Genomic DNA, 15,886 nt, shown 5'->3' with positions numbered 1-15,886 from the left:
GGCTCTATTTTTTGTTTCTACCATTTCTCCTTACTTGGAGTCTGCTCCTCTAGCATTTCGATGATTTGTTCGTTTTGTTCGGTCTGTTCTTCGAGCAATTCTTTTATATCCTTAAGTAAATTGAGCCCTGTATAGGCTACATATGCACCACCCGCAACGAGCAAGATCTGAACGATATTCAACACATACTTTGCCTCCTTATCGCACGCTATTACTTATATAATTGTCCATAAAGATGGAAAACCCTGCTATCGAATCACTTTAAAATCCATCCATTCTGGAGGAATGAGCTGTTGGTATTTCGGTGTGAGGAATCGATCATCCACGAGCACAATCGTCCCGTAATCCTCTTCTGTACGGATTAGACGTCCACCAGCCTGAAGAACCTTGTTCATTCCAGGATACACATATGCGTAGTCATAGCCGTTCTTTTCATTTTTCGTGAAATAGTCCTTAATAATGTTTCGCTCATCATTCAACTGAGGTAGACCAACACCGACTACTACCACACCATTCAGCCGGTCACCTTTCAGGTCTATACCTTCTGAAAATATCCCGCCCATGACGGCAAAACCGAGTAAAGACTCATCTTTTCCCTCTTCAAACTGAGCAAGAAATTCCTCCCTCTCCGCTTCGTCCATGCTGTTATTTTGAATGAGCAAGCGACAATCGAAGTCCCCTTCTTCTTCAAGTCCATCCAAAACGAGATTCATATACGCATAGGACGGGAAAAAGGTGAGGTAATTCCCTGGCCGAGTTTGAATTAAATTCTTCAACATTGATAAAATGGGTTGCACGGAACGGTCTCGATCTCTATACCTAGTGGACAGCGGTTGGATGAACACGTCTGCATTTTCTTTTGCGAATGGGGAAGGGATCGAAACCACATAGTCCTCTTCTTTCGCCCCTAGCATATCTTTGAAATAAGAAATGGGTGATAATGTCGCTGAGAAATAAACCTTTGAACGATAACCTTTGCCGAACTGCTGTAGCAAATGTGAGGGGTCTATGCAAAAAAGCTTCAGCTTCACTTCGCTTCTTTCATATTCAACGAAAGTCACGTACCGTTCATCGTAAAGCTCCGCGATTCGGACGAAATTTTTCGCAGAAAAATATGCTTCCAGCAGCTCTTCTTGCTCTTCACCTGTCTTTTGTTCGATAAGCTCTTTTTCCGCTTCTGACACAAACGTATCCAGGAGAACGATAAAATCTTCTGGGAGTTCCTCAGCCACACTGGAACGCTTGTCGCCACAGCGTTTTTTTATTGCAAGTAGCTCTTCATTAATCGATTTGGCAGTTTCGTAGATTCCGGGATTCGCTTCTTTAAATGATCGCTTCAACTGTAGAAAGACGGACTTAAACAGCTCTGCAGAAAACATATTTCTAGCACGGTCAACAAGGTTGTGGGCTTCATCTACGAGTAAGGCTGTTTGCTTCTTCTGCTCCTCTAACAAACGCTTTAAAGAGATGCGCGGATCGAATATGTAATTATAATCACCAATCATTGCGTCAGCAGTGTACGCGAGATCAAGCGAAAATTCAAAGGGGCACAACTTATGTTTATGAGCGTATACTTCAATTGTCTGGCGGTCCATCAACGTTTCGTGGGCGAGGATATCGAGAATCCCACCGTTCAGCCGGTCATAATAACCATCTGCGTACTCGCAATACTCTTTCTGACAGATCGTCTTCTCCTTGAAACAGACTTTATCTTTGGCTGTAATTGTGACAGAACTTAGCTCAAGTCCTTTTTCTTTCATGAGCCTTAAGGTGTCTTCTGCTGCTGTTCGTGTAATCGTTTTTGCTGTTAAATAAAACATACGCTCAAGGTGCCCTTCACCCATCGCTTTAACCGCTGGAAAAATCGTCGAAATTGTTTTACCTGTTCCAGTCGGTGCATTCGCAAACAAGTCCTGCTGATCAGCAATCGATTTGTAAACCGTACCCGCAAACTTCCGCTGTCCTGCGCGATAAGCACCAAAAGGAAAGTCTAGCTGTTGGATGCTCTCATTCCGTTTTTCTTTTTTATCTAATAGGAGTGTTGCATAAGGTTCAAACTTGCCAATGACATCCATAACAAAATCTTTTAACGCTTGAAAAGAGTATTGCTGCACGAATTGCTTTTTCTCTTCCGTCTCCACATGGACATAGGTTAGCTGGACGTTTATTGATTCTAATTGATGATCAAGTGCATAAATGTACGCGTAAAATTTCGCCTGTGCCCAGTGGACAGGATTGGAATCCGCTTCAATAACGGACAATTCGCCACGTGTCGATTTGATTTCATCTATTGTGATCGTGCCATTTTCCGTTCTTAATAGGCCATCGCACCGACCTTCTATTTGGAGATTGAGGCCAGCATACTCAATGGCTGTTTTTAGCATGACCTCTTTCTCATCTGTGTCTTGATAGGTCTTCTGAATTTTTTGATGTGCAATCGTTCCGTCCGTCATCGTGCTCGCAGAACGAAAGCGATTATCGATGCTCCCACTCCGGTATACATACTCTACCAACGGCCGTACTGACATGCGGATTTGTCTAGTCATGCGAATACCCCTCACCGAACAATTTCATCTCTCTTTAGTTTAACTGAAAACACACGTTCGACCAAATGTTGCTTTTGCGTAGTATAAAAGTACTGAATTCCACGAGTGTTGCTGAAAGTTCCCCAAGTACTCATTAAAGTTACACAAATGGACCAGAAAGTTCCCCAAGTACACATGAAAGTTACACAAGTGAGCGGCTATTTTTCACAAAAAAATAAGTGCATGTCCCTATTCATGCACTTCGTTGACTAATAATGGTGGTCCATCGTAACAGAACTGACAGTATTCGTAGCCTTTTACCATTAATATATTTATTTTTTCCTCAAAATCTTCACCTGTTCGTTTGTTTAATGGGATTTGCGGGAGGTCGCATTTATCCCCTACGAACGCACTTCGATGAATCCTTTTATGTTTATGGTCGATTAAATACTTCGCCATAATAGCCCCCTTTTTCAATTGTATATTCTGTTTTGACGAAACAAAGCAATGTCTTTTACTGGTCGGTCCCTAGTTACACTGCTACGGATTGGTGTGAACATCATACTTTTTCAAAAAACAAAAAAAGCCGCAAAGGAATTGTACTCCTCTACGGCTTATGTCCAGCTCTATTGTCTGGCTCATTTCCACCATCTATTCGTTTGGCTTTAATATTAATACAGTATAGCTTTGATCTTTATTAAAGTTCCAATCTATGAAGTAATCTTCAACCTCAGATTCAATCTGAGATGAGATATTTTTGACATTCAGCATATGTTTTTCAATCTTATCCTTTGATTTACGTAGTATTTCTCGGTGACCATCTTTTATCAACTGCTTTTCGATCTCTACAAGGATGCCTTCCCTTAAAACAATCAACGTCCGAGAGTTGATTTTCCATGATCTTATTCGTTCAGGTCGTTTCTCAACTTGTTCACTCATTAAGATGACCTCATCATGGACGGTGTCTTTTCCAGGAAAAGTGTCTTGAGAGTCTTCAGCTGAAAGTGATCCTACACCTAAGAACATACCAGATTGATTTTCTAATGACCAATCATAATATAATTCTTCAATACTTATCTCTGTGACCTCTTCAATATAGGCGCTAATTTCATCACCAATCTTGTCCATCACGAAATCCCGTGTTTTCTTTAACGTTTTCTCGTGATTTTCACTATAAAGAACACGTTCTGTCGCTGATAAGAAACCTTTCACATAAATAGTGACAAACGGATCGGAAATAGATACATAAACCGAACCTGGTCCTTTACCAAAGTGATCTCGTAATAATTTACCTACATAACTAGAGATATCCGATTGTTTCGTCTTTAACTCATTTGGAGACGGAAGCGTCATTTCCTCCATCCTTTCTATAGTGTAAAGGCTATGTACTCATTTGTAAAAAGTAATGGGTCGACTCACTTAAGTTACCTCTATAAATACCCCTCTATACGAATTACAAACCTAATTTCCAGATACTAGCTCGACAGTAGGCTCTATAATAGGTAAAAATACGGTCACTTCAGTTCCGACTTCAAGCTTACTTTCATACTTCACTCGCCCACCAATCGACTCAATAATCCTTAATGAAACCGTCGTTCCTAAGCCTGTTCCTTTATCCTTCGTCGTGTAAAACAACGTACCAATTCGCTTGACCTGTTCAGGTGTCATTCCTTTTCCAGTGTCCTTTACAGACAATCGTGCATATTGGGGATGGTTGGTCAGCTTAATCGAAACCATACCACCATCATCCGTCGCTTCAATCGCATTTTTCACGAAATTTACGATGGCTTGTTTCAGTTGATTTCGGTCGGTTTTAATCGTACATCTTGTATCCAGATCGATATCTAGTTGCACCCCTTGCTTTAAAGCTAGCGGCTCCATCAGAAATAACACTTCATAAATGATGTCAGATAACTGGCACTCCTCAATTTTCTTGAATTCAGGCTTTGCAAAGTTCAAATAATCATTAATAATAGCTTCCGCTCGGCCAAGCTCGCTTAACACAAGTGGAATATATTGCGTATGATCATCTTTATTCTCCTTTTTCATCAGTTGAAGAAATCCTTTCACGACAGTGAGTGGGTTACGAACTTCATGGGCAATCGACGCAGCTAATTCTCCTAGGGTATTCAGCTTCTCCGATCGTTGAATTTCCGCCTTCATTAGCTTTCGTTCAATAACCATCTCATTCAACATGGCAGCAAAACCAATGCCGATGATCTGAATTGCCCCAAAAAGTGTGATGTTCACCCATATTTCATTACTAGTCTCAAATCCTGCAGTCAACAAATACGAAACTAAAATTCCGAGCATCACTATTGCTGGCCAGGCACCGACGATAATCGCCATCCGTACCCTTTTCTTTGGCTGGTCGTTCATGAATTTCCTTGAGAAAACAAAAGGAACGATTGCTGCAATCGTAGCACTTATGTATCCGAATAGGAGCGCATCTCCTCCTAGTACTGTTCGAGTGATAATGATGACGACAAAAACGATTGCACCAGAAATCGGTCCTCCATACAGGCTTGCAAGCACAAGCGGCACATAACGGAAGTCCCAAAACAAATCATAACTAAAATAAGCAAAGACCATGCAGAGACAAGCAGCTGCACCATGAAGGATGCCATAAATATAGGGATATTGCTTGTCCTTACTTTTCTCAAATAAAACACCATAGACTAAAACAGGAGCAAGAAAAATCAAAACATGCAGCAAAAGCTTTTCGGCAAGCATGGGAACCTCCAAAGTCATTTTATATACATATGGATAAAATACGACATATGTCATGATTTTCCTTTTTGTAATAGTAGTATTTATTGTCGAAGTTTACTGCGGAGTATCGACTCACTCTTATATAGCGTCTCAATATGCGTTCCTTCAACCGTATATTGATCTCCGTCTAACAGAAAAACACTATCGAGAACCGCATCGCCATCACCGATATTGGTATAAGCTCCTCCAATCACCTTTCCGTCTGCCCATTGAATGATTGACTGGGACGAGACAACTTCTAAGTACTTGATCGTCTCTTCTTCCGTTCCTGCAATTAGTGTGACATCAATATTCCTATTTTGGATGATGTCTCGATTTGCATTTAGTTGATCAAGCCACTTGTTTTGTGATTTCATACCGAAATAATCAACAAACGTCCTATCCCCATTATTGTTCATAATCAAATAGTTACCATAATCAACGCTTGGCATAATATCTTGAAGACCTTTAAAATGGGTGTGAATGACTTCGATCTTGTTCGATTTGTAGCGTTTACTTAAGTAGGTAAGATACATCTTCATATAGAAATGGACAAAATTAAACTTACCTGACGTGCTTAGTGGTAGTTCCCCACCCGTCCAATAGCTATAATTTGGTGGTGATCCTGCGTTCGGCGTGCAAAGTATAACTAGCTTATCTACATCATTCTTATACGTCGTGCTTTGAACATAAGCACGAGAAACGAGTCCACCCATGCTGTGACAGACGATATTCACCTGATTTGAACCTGTTTTTTCCTTTGCTTGAGCAATCGTTTTTAATAAATAATGGCTTGAAGAATGCTCAATTCGTTGGCTCCAATCGTAAAAGCAAATAAATAAATTGTGATTCCTTCGATACCCCATCGTTTCGAGCGTTAAGATGAACGGCTCATAAACCATTCCAGCTAAACCGAAACTCCAATCACCTGTACCAGGAACAATGGTATTGCTCATCGACCCAAACAATCCTGGAACAAACACGACAGGAGTTTTCTTGAGTGATAGGCTACTCACGAATTGACCTCCTCAAAAAAAGTACTATGTAAAAGAATATGCATTCAAGCTTGCCTAAAGAATGATTAGATGTGTACTTCATTTCCCTTAAGCCTTCTACACATATAATTCAAAGCTCCCAAACAAAAAGACGGGCTCAAAAGGAGCCTGTCCCGTCCAATTACTATTCCATATCGTCAGCAAAATCAAAGTCATTTTCATTCAGCATTTCTTCATCTAGCATATCTTCCATAGCGTCGTCGTCCATCATTCTTCTTCGTCCTGCTGATGCTGTTGCGGTTGCTTTCGCACCTCTACCAGATGCTGCCGCTGCTGCCGCTGCTGCTCCTCTTCCTGAAGCTGCCGCCGCCGCTGCTGCCGCTCCTTTTCTGCGGCCATTATTCATCATTTCACCAGCTACATCGTTGTTATTTCGTCCCATACAATCACCTCCTTGCTCTATTAGTATATTGCGCATCAATCTAATAGAAACGGCGCTTGTCCATTTCTATTAAAAATGGATTATATAATAGATTTATAAAGATGGAGGTGCTGTAATCGTCCGAACATTCATTGCATAAGCAGGAATAATGTCTTCATCCGCTACTGCAGCTGATGCTGATGCTGATAAGTCATCCCCTATCGCAACGGATACCGCAGCAATAATATCATCTTCTTGCACCACCGCAGCTGATGCATCTGAACCCTCTTTAATGTTTTCCATCGCGGATTCTACTGCCTGGTCAATGACAGCACGAACTCTCTCATTACGATTCCAAAAGCCCATACGTTCAAGCCTCCTTTATGTTTGACTAGTATTAGTATAGATAGAATTAAGAGATGTGGAACGGCGAAAAGACTAGTTTAATAGAATAAAATGATAGTTTTGAGTGAAATTTATTAAAAGAATCCCAATACATTGATGAATCGATTATAATGGTAAAAAATAGATATTAAGGCGTGGTGACCTAGATGACTCGACTGAGAAAAGTGGTTCTAACCGTGATTTTCCTTGTGGGATTAGTGGGAGTTTTCATATTCCAATTTCGAGACGGAATTATTCTTGATTCGTTAGGCTTCCATTTTGATAACCCTTTTATAGAAACAGTTGATGTTCCTCACCTATATTCGACAGTGGATCGGAACAACAACGGGGTTGCAGACCCGGTCGATGTCGTGAAAGCAGCCAGAAAAGAAGTGACTCAACGTACAACCTATGAAAGTAACTACTATGCAGGGGGTTATCCACCCGATGATGAAGGTGTTTGTACGGATGTTGTCTGGAGAGGACTGTTTGGTGCAGATATTTCATTGAAGGATTTGATGGATGAGGACATTGCAGCAAATCCTGAACTTTACCCACGAGTGAATGGCAAGCCTGATTCGAACATCGACTTCAGACGAGTACCCAATCAAAATGTGTACTTCCAGCGGTTTGCAGAGTCTTTAACGACTGAATTAATCCCTGGTGATGTAGAGAATCTCAAGGAGTGGCAGCCTGGCGATATCGTCGTGTTTCTTGACGGTTTCCATCATGTAGCACTTATCTCAGATAAACGAGCTCGGGACGGAACACCTTACGTCATTCATAACAATCAACCCTTCGCCGCCGAAGTGAAACTTTCTTCGTTCCGGACCCCGATTGCTGGGCATTATAGGTGGAATTTTTAGAAGGGAAATTACAAAATACTTATTTTTTGTTCCTTATTTTCCCCCACCCTTCTTTTATTAAAACTACAATGACAGGTACAATTGGGAAAAATGGACCTGTTAATTCATAAAAATTAGTATAATAAAGACAACCATATGTACTGAGGGAGTAAGTATAAATTGAGTTTCTTAACATTGCTACTAACTTGTTTAATTACTTCATTATTAATTTCCATCTACTAATCACCTCTATACTTTTATCGGTTTTTGTTTTGAAATGTGTATAAACAAAAACCCACACTAAAAATAGTGTGGGTTAAGAAAATTTACTAAGATTAACTTGCTTTTAAATTGTTACTGCGCTTTTCGCCTTTTTTTCTGCGTCTGAAAATCTTCTTAAATCCTCTTCCGATGTCTGCATATAACAAATATACACCTGGGATTAGGACAAGAGTTATCATCGTTGCGAACAACAATCCAGAGATGACGACAATGGCAAGTGGCGCTTGGTAATTCCCTGAAGCACCAGATGCAAATGCTAATGGCATCATCGCCCCTGCGGTCGTTAACGTCGTCATGAAAATTGGTCTCATACGATTTTTACCAGCTTCAACAAGCGCTCCTGCGGCATCGTACCCTTCATTCCTAAGTTGTTTCGTACGATCAATCAACAAGATTGCGTTATTTAACACAATACCGATTAACATGATGACACCCATTCCAGACATCGTACTCAGCTCACTCTGTGTGATGAAGAGTCCGATAATGACACCAACGACTGTCATTGGAATAACCGACATGACGACTAGTGGATGTACTAGATTGTTGAATTGAATCGCCATCACAACATACACGAGGAAGATCGCGATAAACAAAATCATCAGCATCTCTTGAATCAGCTCTTGCTGCTGCTCGAGATCACCTGCCGTTGAAACGGTATAGCCTGCAGGAGCTTTATAATCATCAATCACTTTTTGAACGTCACGATTGATGGATCCGAGGTCACGGTTTTCGATGTCTGCCGAAAGGGTGACGTAACGCTCTCCATCAACATGCGATATCTGATTCGGCACCTCAGCATTCTCAAACTTTATATATTTGGACAGTTTCTCCATACCACCAGGGGTGCGTATTTCCAATTCAAGTAAGTCTTTTTGAGTCGTCAGCTTTTCATTCATACCTAGCTTGATCGGTAACGTATCACCGTCAGATGTCATCTCACCGACTGGGATCGTCATCGATAATTGCTCAATCGATTGTTTAATCTGTTGAGACGTTAAGCCATCTTTTTCAATCGCGTCTTCTTTTAACACGATTTGCTGCTCAATGGACTTCCGCTCATTCGTAGTGGTAATGGCAACGATACCTTCGATCTCATTCAATTTTTTAGTAAGGTCATCTGTAATCGTTTTTAATTCCTCGAATGATTCTCCTTTTACATTGAGCTTAACCGGCGAACCGCCAGTACCCATCATTGCACCAACATCTTTTACAGGAAGGTCATCCGATAATGTGCGAAGAGATTTCATGATGTCTTCATTTACTTTATCCTGTTCTCGCGTGATATCGTCTCCTTTCGTCATATTAATTAATGCGAAGAAGAAGTTTCCATTATCAATAACGAAATGACTTTCTACATCTTTTACCGTCTCTAATCGTTCATTGATACTTTTGACGATCTCTTGACGATCATCTATCGAAACACCAGGTTCTAAGTTCACAACAATCTCTGAGTATCGATTATACATATCTGGCATAATCGTCATTGGAATTTTCGTCACAAGGAATAAAGAGCCGACAAGTACGACGAAGAACAATCCTAGCATTCCGAAACGATTTCGTTTCTTCGCCCCCATCCATGCGACCGTTTTTCCGTATCCTCGCACTAACCCGTTCTCCTTCTTACCGACCTTCTCTTTCTTCAATCGTAAGAAGTTCTCAGAAAGCGTTGGAATGAGCGTGAACGCAATCAAGACGGAACTAATTAGCGTTACCGCTATGACGACAGAAAGGATAATCATAAACTTTCCGACTTCTCCACCCATAAGTCCTATAGGCAAGAACACGACAATGGTTGTCAGCATGGAAGCAAATACAGCAGTAGCGACCTCTCTAGTTCCTTCCAATACAGCTTGCATGTTTTCGTATCCTTGTTCTTTTTTACGATAAATGGATTCAAGTATGACAATCGATGAATCGACCATCATTCCAATTCCTAACCCGAGTGCAATCAGGCTTAACATGTTGAAGCTATAGTCCAACAACCACATTGATAAAAACGTCAGCAATACCGATGTTGGAATTGACAACCCGATGATGATTGTTGCCCGTATATTGCGAAGGAATATCAACAGAATTGCGAGTGCTACGACCGCACCAATCAATATGTTGTCTGTTACACCGTTGATTGCATCTTCAACGTAATCCGCTTGAGCAACCACTTCGTTCAGTTCAAAGCCTTTCACAAGTTGATCATCACGAATCTTTGATACTTCTACACGTACAGCCTCAGCCATCTCAATTTGTGTTGCATCTGACACACGACCGATTTGAATAAAAAGAAATTCATCCGATCCTTCTTTCCATACTGATGTCGTATTCTCAGTTGGCTGCAAGTTAATATTTGCAAACGTATCAAGCGTCTCCACGCCCTTATTGGTAGGGATACGCAGATTTTTTAACTCATCTATATTTGTAAAAGTAGTATTCCAACGAAGCGTCGGCTCGTTCTCTTCATTAGAAAGTGTTCCAAGAGTAGCTTCTGAGTTCTCGCTTTGGATCAGACCAAGGATTTGACTAGGATCCAACTGATATTCTAGTAATTTATCTCGGTTAAGCTCAACGAGAACTTCCTTTTTCTCGAGACCCATAAAGTCAACTTCCCGAACCTCCGGTAATGCTTCAAGACGTGGCTTCAACACATCCTCTGCAAATGCTGTCATCTCTTCCATTGAACCGTCGGAAAGATCCATATAAAATTCAAATGGCTGGTTCGTAGACATCTTATATGTAAGAATATCTTTAACACCAGTTAGTTGAGGTTTCATCGCATTGACTGCTGACTCTACCTCTCGATACACTTCATCGCCTCGTCCACTTTCGAAAGAAAGCTGCATGCTCACTCGACCAATGTTCGTTTCCGAGTTCACATCCTCTACCCCTTCAATTCCAGAGAGCTTCTGCTCGATCGGATTTGTGATGATCCGCTCGACTTCAGCAGCATTCATCTCCCCTGCCATCACATCAATGAACGCACCATCAAAGTCAACCGGCGGCATCAATTCCTTATCGAGTTTGAGTGTTGCGAACGTACCTGTGATTAGTACGAAAACGAACAACAACCCTACAATGATTTTCCGTTCCATAAACAGTTGTAACAACCTCATCTGATTTCCCCCAAACCTTTTTTTCATTTTTTTCCAAACCCTAAGTTAAGTGTAATACTTTTGTATTACGCAAACAACCAAAAGTATTATATTTAAGGGATTATTAAGATATGCAACGAAAAAAAGCAGCTGACTTTTTAGAGAGGTTTAACTCCCTGAAAGCCAACTGCTTTATATTTATTAAATTAAAAGTTAATTTTAGTAATTCACTGCGTCATAAGAGTTAATTCGACCGTGCTTGAAGTACGTACCAGTACCACTGATGTTGTCTGCAGTATTCTCGATTGCTGCACGGATTTGAGAAGCGCTTCGGCCTTGTGCAGCTAACAATCCAGCTAGTCCTGCAACATGAGGAGCAGCCATGGAAGTACCAGACATATAAACATAACCGTTATTCGGATATGTAGAAGCAATATCTACACCAGGAGCTGCAACGTCCACCCAAGATGCTCCCCAGTTAGAGAACGATGCTAGCTGATCGTAGCGATCAACAGCTGCAACTGCTATTGCATTCGTATAAGATGCTGGTTCAAATGTAGTACTTACACCATCGTTACCTGCTGCTGCAACAACGACAGATCCTTTATTCCAAGCGTAATCCACCGCACTTTTTAACGTTTGAGAAGCACAGTCACAACCAAGTGATAGGTTAATAACTTCTGCACCTTGGTCTGCCGCGTAACGGATACCATCAGCGATATCAGCTGTTGAACCACTACCTTGTGCGTTCAATACACGTACAGCAAGGATTTTCGTATTTGGAGCCATACCCGCAACACCTTGTGCATTGTTCGTTTCAGCAGCAACCGTTCCAGCTACGTGCGTCCCATGTCCGTGAAGGTCATAAGGCGTATAATCATTATCAACGAAGTCATAGCCTAACAATACTTTACTATCTAAGTCTGGGTGGTTATAGTCTACACCAGTATCTAAGACCGCAACTTCTTGTCCACTGCTACCTTTCGTGATGTCCCAAGCTAAATCGGTATCAGTCGTTTGGAAACCGTACTGATATCCACTATAGTACGTATCGTTTGGTGTCCATGTCGCTTGGAACGTGTAGTTCGGCTCTGCGTATTCAACGTTTGGATTCTTTGATAAAGCTTTGGAAACCGCTTCTACATTTCCGACTTTCAGTACTTTGTAATCAGATTTTACAACATCGGTATCAGCAAGTTCATTTGCGCCTACCTTCTTTAGCGCGCTTTTTACGCTAGCACTCTTCGCACTGTCTTTAAACTTGACGAGCACCTCTCCTTGTACATAATGACCTTTGACATCAGAGACATTGACTGTGGACACTTTCTTCGGCGCTTCTAGTTGATCGCTAGTAGCAGCCTCCCCTACCATTGGAAATAGTGCCATCGTTGCTGCAAGTGACAATGTAGCCAGTTTCTTGAAATTCATCAAAATTCCTCCTCACATAGATTACATAACCAATTCAGTGATATAGGAGGATATTCCTTCCAAAACGGTATTGGGAAAGTAAAAGTAAATACATCCAATTAATATCGCATTCGACAAGCCTGTTTTCCCAACCTGAAAATCGTATTATTCCTAAGGTCAATAAAGTATAATAGAGGATTAGCATTATATCTGAATATTCAAACTACAAACCGCTTTTTTTGTTTAATTTCAGCAAAACATGATAAAAAGTAGTTATTTACGACATGCTCATCTAACATTAATCGACGGCAGACAGACTATAGTCCTCTTCATTATTTCGACATGTAATTAAAAATAAAGTTAAGAAGGATCTCATTTTTTCTACTTTTCACCATATGGTATATGCACCTCCCTCTATTAATACTTTAGTTATAGTGAGTAGAAATTAAGGAGGGATGACATGAGACGGTATCCATATGCACGGAATCCTTATCCTCCTCATAAACGATATAAGAGATATACACCGTTAAAGTATCCTCAAGATATGATCCCAATCATAGAGGATGGATTACCAAATGCTAATAATCCTAAGAATGTCATTATTATCGGAGCAGGGATGGCAGGGTTAGTATCGGGGTATTTGTTAAAGAAGGCAGGTCACAAGGTCACAATACTTGAGGGAAACGATCGGATTGGTGGTCGTGTGTATACGTTACGTGAACCCTTCTCACCTGAAAATTATTTAGACATGGGAGCAATGAGAATTCCTGAAAACCATTATCTTGTAAATGAGTTAATCAAAAAGTTCGATCTCCCTACTAATTCGTTCATTAATACGACGGATCAAGACATCATTTATGCAAACGGCGTGAAAACTACACGAGCAGAATATAATAAAAATCCAGACATCCTTAAGTATCCTGTCGAGCCCCATGAAAAAGGAAAAACGGCATCACAATTACTGATGAGTGCTGTTCAACCTTTCTTAACCCTCTATAACAACAGCAGTCCTGAACAGCGAAAGATTCTACTACAACAATTTGATCGATACTCAATTGAAAATTATTTGCGCTTCAACCCGATTGGTCCTTCCCTTTCACCTGAGGCACTCAGAATGGTAAAAGTAATGCTAGGCATTGAAGGTTTTGCCGAGCTGTCTTTTATTAACATCCTTTTTGATGTCGTCAATACAGTCTTTAATGAGGATTTAAAATTTAATGAAATAACAGGTGGAAACGATCAGTTGCCGAAATCGTTTTATAAAGACTTGAAACCGAACATCCATTTCAACGAGAAAGTAAATAAAATTACGACAAGCAAAGACAGCGTTTCTGTGCAGGCGCGGAACACAAAATCAGGAAAGTTAACAACGTATACAGGCGATATACTCATTGTCACAATACCTTTTTCGGTCTTTCAATTCATTGAAGTTACTCCATTTGAGACCTTTTCATTTGAGAAATGGAAGGCGATTCGAGAACTGCATTATGTTGCGGCAGTTAAAATCGGAATTGAGTTTAATAAAAAGTTCTGGGAAGAGGAAGGATTGGCTGGAGCAAACGTTCTTACCGACTTTCCGAATCGTTTTACGTATACCCCTAGTCCTGATACAGAAAAGCAAACCGGTGTCGTACTTGCAAGCTATAGCTGGGGTGATAATGCTAAGCTTTGGAACGCACTTACGGAAGACGAACGGATTCGCCAAGCCCTTCAGGATCTCGCGAAAATCCACGGAGATCAAGTGTATGATGAATTCTTGAATGGAGCTTCGTTTAGTTGGAGTCAAAATCCCTTTTCTGCCGGATGTTTTACCCTTTTCAAACCGAATCAAGCTGCGACGTTTCCAGCGTATATTCGTAGACCAGAGGGACGCATTCATTTTGCTGGAGAGCACGCCTCTGACTTCCAAGGCTGGATTGAAGGCGCTGTCCAATCAGGTGTAAGAGCCGCACACGAAGTGAATGCAAGACCTTAAGTGTAAAGGTTTCGTAAAGAAAATAAGGTCTTTTCTCTTAGACACCTTTTGGATAATCAAGTCTATAGACCCCCGATAAATTTACAGTTATTGTGCTAGATTAGTAGATGCGCGCAATAAACTACTCAGGGGGTACATAATGAAACGTAAAGGTTTTGTAGCATTAACGTTAGCTCTATCATTAACACTCGCACCATCACTTACGGATGCGAAAGTCGTAGAAAGCACTGATACACATGGCGATTCAGTAAGTATCGAGGCACTACCAAAAGCAAAGAACAAAGGAAAAGAAAAATTCGATCAACCTGCTCAAGTTGAACAAGCTACTACTGCAGAAGTTTTCGATAAGAACAAGAACAAAGTTGGAGAAAAGAAGTTTAATAAGAACGTAGATAAAAAAGCAAAAAAGAATGACAAGAAAAAGGCGCAAAGTGAAGAAGGTATTTGCATCTTGTTCTGGTGTGACAATGATCCAGGCGGCGGCGATGATGGCGGCGGAACAGATCCTGGTACAACACGTGTCGTAACTGTATTTATCGCAGCTGACGAAGAATACCGTGCTGCACACAGCGACTGGCAAACACTTACCCAAGATATCGTTGAGAACGCTGACAACGGATTCCAACGTGACCACAACATCGACTTCCAAGTAAAAGGTCTAGGTGAATGGTCTTCCCAAGGTGCGAATGCATCTGAAATCCTTCAAGACTTAGATCGAGACTGGAACGGTACTGGAGATGACTTCTTAGTCGGATTTACAAAAGATTCTAATTTCAATGCAGGTGGAATTGCTTACGTATATCCATCTTCTCCGAGCAATAGCGCAGTTTCAGTTAACCTTGACCAAGGGGCAACAAACACTTGGCACGCTGCTCAACACGAATTCTCACATAACTATGGACTAGGACATGACCCACAAGGTAGTGGCATCGAATGCATCATGAACTATGACTACTCATACAGTGTCGACTACTGGGATCAAGACCATGATGATGAAATCCAAGCTCACAAAGCTTGGTACGGAAACTAAGACCGTTCATAACTAAACAAAGCCATTGGAGGTCGAATTAGAACCCTAATTCGCACCTCCTATTTTTATTGAATGAATATAAGTAAAATTGAGTGTTTAGCGTAAGATAGAAGGCCTATCCTCCCCCAAAATCGAGGAATGCACGATTTGAGCGTAAGATAGGAGCTCTTTCCTCTCCCAAAAACGAA

At 41.0% G+C, this 15,886-nt stretch carries 13 protein-coding genes; 3 read left to right on the top strand and 10 right to left on the bottom strand.

The features are described 5' to 3' along the window. Positions 1–17 precede the first annotated feature (17 nt). The 8 genes from L2716_RS15915 to L2716_RS15880 all read right to left on the bottom strand — a co-directional run bounded on the left by L2716_RS15915 (position 18) and on the right by L2716_RS15880 (position 7,058). The gene (locus tag L2716_RS15915) at positions 18–185 is read right to left on the bottom strand and encodes a hypothetical protein (RefSeq protein ID WP_236337990.1); all 168 of its coding nucleotides are present in this window, start codon (positions 183–185) and stop codon (positions 18–20) included. Between the two features lie 63 nt (positions 186–248). Next, complete coding sequence (locus tag L2716_RS15910; RefSeq protein ID WP_236337989.1) at positions 249–2,546, bottom strand: ATP-dependent DNA helicase; 2,298 nt, start codon at positions 2,544–2,546, stop codon at positions 249–251. Positions 2,547–2,774: 228 nt separating this feature from the next. Then, on the bottom strand, positions 2,775–2,984 hold the full coding sequence (locus tag L2716_RS15905) for a hypothetical protein (RefSeq protein WP_236337988.1): 210 nt from the start codon (positions 2,982–2,984) through the stop codon (positions 2,775–2,777). A gap of 192 nt (positions 2,985–3,176) precedes the next feature. Continuing rightward, positions 3,177–3,878 (bottom strand): Na-translocating system protein MpsC family protein, encoded by a 702-nt coding sequence (locus L2716_RS15900; protein ID WP_236337987.1) that lies wholly within the window; start codon positions 3,876–3,878, stop codon positions 3,177–3,179. 108 nt (positions 3,879–3,986) lie between these two features. Continuing rightward, positions 3,987–5,258 carry an ATP-binding protein gene (locus tag L2716_RS15895; protein WP_236337986.1) on the bottom strand — a complete coding sequence of 424 codons (1,272 nt, stop codon included), beginning with the start codon at positions 5,256–5,258 and terminating at the stop codon, positions 3,987–3,989. Positions 5,259–5,338: 80 nt separating this feature from the next. Then, the gene (locus L2716_RS15890) at positions 5,339–6,292 is read right to left on the bottom strand and encodes a lipase family alpha/beta hydrolase (RefSeq protein WP_329610142.1); all 954 of its coding nucleotides are present in this window, start codon (positions 6,290–6,292) and stop codon (positions 5,339–5,341) included. 163 nt (positions 6,293–6,455) lie between these two features. Beyond that, a complete protein-coding gene (locus L2716_RS15885) occupies positions 6,456–6,713 on the bottom strand; it encodes a hypothetical protein (RefSeq protein WP_236337985.1) in 258 nt (85 codons plus the stop codon). Positions 6,714–6,806: 93 nt separating this feature from the next. Then, positions 6,807–7,058 carry a hypothetical protein gene (locus L2716_RS15880; protein WP_236337984.1) on the bottom strand — a complete coding sequence of 84 codons (252 nt, stop codon included), beginning with the start codon at positions 7,056–7,058 and terminating at the stop codon, positions 6,807–6,809. 215 nt (positions 7,059–7,273) lie between these two features. Here L2716_RS15880 and L2716_RS15875 point away from each other — a divergent pair, with 215 nt between their 5' ends. Then, positions 7,274–7,942, top strand: a complete 669-nt coding sequence (locus L2716_RS15875) for a DUF1287 domain-containing protein (protein ID WP_236337983.1) — start codon at positions 7,274–7,276, stop codon at positions 7,940–7,942. 314 nt (positions 7,943–8,256) lie between these two features. Here the strand turns inward: L2716_RS15875 and L2716_RS15870 are convergent, their stop codons facing one another. Then, a complete protein-coding gene (locus L2716_RS15870; RefSeq protein WP_236337982.1) occupies positions 8,257–11,307 on the bottom strand; it encodes an efflux RND transporter permease subunit in 3,051 nt (1,016 codons plus the stop codon). A 198-nt stretch (positions 11,308–11,505) separates the two neighbouring features. Further along, positions 11,506–12,714 (bottom strand): S8 family peptidase, encoded by a 1,209-nt coding sequence (locus L2716_RS15865; protein WP_236337981.1) that lies wholly within the window; start codon positions 12,712–12,714, stop codon positions 11,506–11,508. A 439-nt stretch (positions 12,715–13,153) separates the two neighbouring features. Here L2716_RS15865 and L2716_RS15860 point away from each other — a divergent pair, with 439 nt between their 5' ends. Further along, positions 13,154–14,668 (top strand): flavin monoamine oxidase family protein, encoded by a 1,515-nt coding sequence (locus tag L2716_RS15860; RefSeq protein WP_236337980.1) that lies wholly within the window; start codon positions 13,154–13,156, stop codon positions 14,666–14,668. 139 nt (positions 14,669–14,807) lie between these two features. Next, entirely contained in the window at positions 14,808–15,698 is an 891-nt protein-coding gene (locus tag L2716_RS15855; protein WP_236337979.1) for a zinc-dependent metalloprotease, read from the top strand. The last annotated feature ends 188 nt before the right edge of the window (positions 15,699–15,886 follow it).

The sequence above is a fragment of the Pseudalkalibacillus berkeleyi genome (genome assembly GCF_021608225.1).
Lineage (GTDB): Bacteria > Bacillota > Bacilli > Bacillales > Fictibacillaceae > Pseudalkalibacillus > Pseudalkalibacillus berkeleyi.
This window is presented reverse-complemented; position numbering and strand designations above follow the sequence as displayed.

Coding starts and splice junctions, on each gene's coding strand:
- L2716_RS15855 (WP_236337979.1), top strand. CDS start 14,808: ATGAAACGTAAAGGTTTTGTAGCATTAACGTTAGCTCTATCATTAACA.
- L2716_RS15910 (WP_236337989.1), bottom strand. CDS start 2,546: ATGACTAGACAAATCCGCATGTCAGTACGGCCGTTGGTAGAGTATGTA.
- L2716_RS15885 (WP_236337985.1), bottom strand. CDS start 6,713: ATGGGACGAAATAACAACGATGTAGCTGGTGAAATGATGAATAATGGC.
- L2716_RS15880 (WP_236337984.1), bottom strand. CDS start 7,058: ATGGGCTTTTGGAATCGTAATGAGAGAGTTCGTGCTGTCATTGACCAG.
- L2716_RS15895 (WP_236337986.1), bottom strand. CDS start 5,258: ATGCTTGCCGAAAAGCTTTTGCTGCATGTTTTGATTTTTCTTGCTCCT.
- L2716_RS15905 (WP_236337988.1), bottom strand. CDS start 2,984: ATGGCGAAGTATTTAATCGACCATAAACATAAAAGGATTCATCGAAGT.
- L2716_RS15860 (WP_236337980.1), top strand. CDS start 13,154: ATGAGACGGTATCCATATGCACGGAATCCTTATCCTCCTCATAAACGA.
- L2716_RS15870 (WP_236337982.1), bottom strand. CDS start 11,307: ATGAGGTTGTTACAACTGTTTATGGAACGGAAAATCATTGTAGGGTTG.
- L2716_RS15900 (WP_236337987.1), bottom strand. CDS start 3,878: ATGACGCTTCCGTCTCCAAATGAGTTAAAGACGAAACAATCGGATATC.
- L2716_RS15865 (WP_236337981.1), bottom strand. CDS start 12,714: ATGAATTTCAAGAAACTGGCTACATTGTCACTTGCAGCAACGATGGCA.